Annotated in this window: 3 protein-coding genes and 1 pseudogene; 1 reads left to right on the top strand and 3 read right to left on the bottom strand. The window is 42.3% G+C overall.

The annotated features are described in order from the left end of the window. Positions 1-95: 95 nt before the first annotated feature. From KDK14_RS09630 to KDK14_RS09620, 3 genes and pseudogenes are all read right to left on the bottom strand, one after another. Positions 96-260, bottom strand: a pseudogene (locus tag KDK14_RS09630) (Abi family protein); the annotation flags it as partial. A gap of 726 nt (positions 261-986) precedes the next feature. Then, positions 987-1,904: a hypothetical protein gene (locus tag KDK14_RS09625; RefSeq protein WP_257264884.1), complete on the bottom strand. Its 918-nt coding sequence runs from the start codon at positions 1,902-1,904 to the stop codon at positions 987-989. 146 nt (positions 1,905-2,050) lie between these two features. Then, positions 2,051-2,173: a hypothetical protein gene (locus tag KDK14_RS09620; RefSeq protein WP_257264883.1), complete on the bottom strand. Its 123-nt coding sequence runs from the start codon at positions 2,171-2,173 to the stop codon at positions 2,051-2,053. Here KDK14_RS09620 and KDK14_RS21725 point away from each other — a divergent pair. Next, positions 2,126-2,302, top strand: a complete 177-nt coding sequence (locus KDK14_RS21725) for a DUF29 family protein (RefSeq protein ID WP_373691058.1) — start codon at positions 2,126-2,128, stop codon at positions 2,300-2,302. The genes KDK14_RS09620 and KDK14_RS21725 overlap by 48 nt on opposite strands. Positions 2,303-2,496 lie beyond the last annotated feature (194 nt).

Genomic DNA, 2,496 nt, shown 5'->3' with positions numbered 1-2,496 from the left:
GAGCGCCGTACCGGGGAGTACGGTCGACTGAGCAAAACTCCCTTAGAGCGGCAAAGGACAAGCGAGATCGGGAGCACGTTTATGAAATATCCGGGTTAGATGATAGGCAAATTGTGTCGCAATGAGACTTCTATTCGCTCAATAGCGTCCATCACCAGCAACCTGAGTTCCCGATCAAAAATATAGAGATTTAAAATATCGTCAAATGACACGCCATCAGTGAAGCAATGAGAGGTATGATCCCCCTCAAAGGGCAGACAGTAGGCAGATAAAACAACGCCCCGGTCAACGGGGCGATAATCTCAGCACTACCAGATTGTTATTATTATTTTTCTGGTGGCCATCCTTGGCCGGTACTTCCATCCTGGAACTGATACTGAGCAATTTTCCTTTACTCACACCCCTTATCTACCACTTAGCGTGCCAACTTTAGCTATCTCGCTATTAACAAGGGCTAAGGCAAATATTGGGTGCTTAAAGAATCTTTAGATTTGAGTAGCTGTTACGTCTATTTGTCACGGATATAAACAAACAACTGTATGAATAGTCCCTACCTTTGCTTTTTGCAGGCTTGAAACCAGACACCTGCCTTACCTGAAAGAGATCATGTATTGTCTGCCGCCCTTATCACAGGTTGAGCAAGTGGTTTTTATGAATTTAATTCAGCGGTTAACCACCCATCAGCTAAATTTTTAGTCATACTCAGGGTTCACAGATGGTTTGGCCACCAAAACCATTTCACCCAAAGGGTGAGCTGTCAGATATGAAAAAAAGCCCAATTATCCGTCACATTTGAAGTCGATTCTTTCGATGGAAAAACCATAATGGGTACCGGAAGCTTCGGTCAGGCCAATGGCACAATTGCATTTTTTTTGGCCGATGATATTCCACTCGCCCAATAAAAATGTCTGATTGCTTAATATCTGGAATTCAATGTTTATGATTCAAGAGTGGGAATTCCTGCCTATTGTTTAGCCTGTGTGGTGTCATTTTTTTGAGCAGTTTTCCCGTTGTTTAGCCCGAATGCTTTCCTTGTTTTTTTTATAATAGTCTTGTCCTTTTTTATGAATGGTGTCCTTGTTTTTTGCTTTACAGGCATGAATTTTATCCCGTATGGCGTCCCTGTTTTTTGCTCTATGGTTCTGCCTTTTAGCTCGTAGGGCGACCTTGTTTTTTGAATAGTATTCCCGTTGTCTAATCTGTATGGTGTCCTTTTTTTTTGCTCTGTAGCCCTGTCGCTTAGCCTGTATGGTTTCCTTGTTTTTTATATAATAGTCATGTCGCTTGGCCCGTATGGTTTTCTTGTTTTTTTTATAGTAGCTCCGATGATTTCGTCTATCGGTCGGCTGGTGAGTTACTGTGAGGGTGATAAGCAAATGTTCACTAATACCGGGCCGATCAGGATCAAGAAGATCAACAGTTTCAGTGACAACTTGCTGTTGAGTGCCTTTATTCAGCGCATTAATGATAGCAGCTGGACGCGATGATGGCTGAGAAAAATTAACGGATGGTTCCAGGCAAGATGATCTGTGAAAAAGAAGATGTGAAACATATGGATTCAGTTCCGTATACGTTAACTCACCTGATGCTGTCTCATTTTTACCGAAATACCTATCCAGCTCTCCGGGCTGAATGCCATCAAAGTCATAATTTAAAAAAAAATGGGTCGCTGAAGAATAAGCAACAGTGTATTGCTTCAATCGATTAACGGGATAAGCACTATCCTGGTCTGAAACATGTTGTCTAACATAATCAGGGGAAGGAGAGTTCAGTATCCGCACGGAATGACCAGATATGCTGGGTGGTGAACTGAAAGCTTCAGTTGATTCTACAAGTGATTTGTCCAGTTTCAGTAAAAAGGAAAAATCAGGAACGTAATTCGGGTTTGCTTTAAAATCGAGCATTGAATTATTGAATGGTCAAATATTGAGTTATAGCTTAAGACTACTACTTCAAAAATAAGTTCCCCCCTTTTACAACTCATTCTCTATTTTCTTGAGACAAAAGAATCATCTGTCAGAGGCCACCTGTCATGGAATTATGTCCGTAACTAACCATTCCCGCCAGAGGTTACAGCTGGCCTGAGCAACAGGCTGAACTGCTGCAAACCGGCCAGCTTGATAAACTGGATATTGCTAATCTCACTGAGGAAGTGTTGAGTATCGGGCGGCATGAATACCAGACCATGGTTAGCCGATTAACCCACCTGCTGTCGCACTTGTTGAATTGGCATTACCAGCCAAAGCGCCAGTGTCGAAGCTGGCGGTTGATCATTGTACTACAAAGCACGGTTTCAAATTGAATTTTTCTTTCGTGATGCCAAACAATTTATGGGACTGACGGGCTGCCAGTCCCGCCGAAAAGAAGCAATTCATACCCATATTAATGCACCATGCGCTGCATTGAATGCACTGAAACCAGAAGACAGAAAAAAGAAAAACACTGACGTTGAAACGGTAATTTCAATTTCAAGTTGGAAACGCCTGAAATCCAACC

It is taken from the genome of Endozoicomonas sp. ONNA2 (assembly GCF_024606365.1).
Classification (GTDB): domain Bacteria; phylum Pseudomonadota; class Gammaproteobacteria; order Pseudomonadales; family Endozoicomonadaceae; genus Endozoicomonas.
Note: the sequence above shows the minus strand (reverse complement) of the source record. Positions and strands in the feature narration are given on the sequence as shown.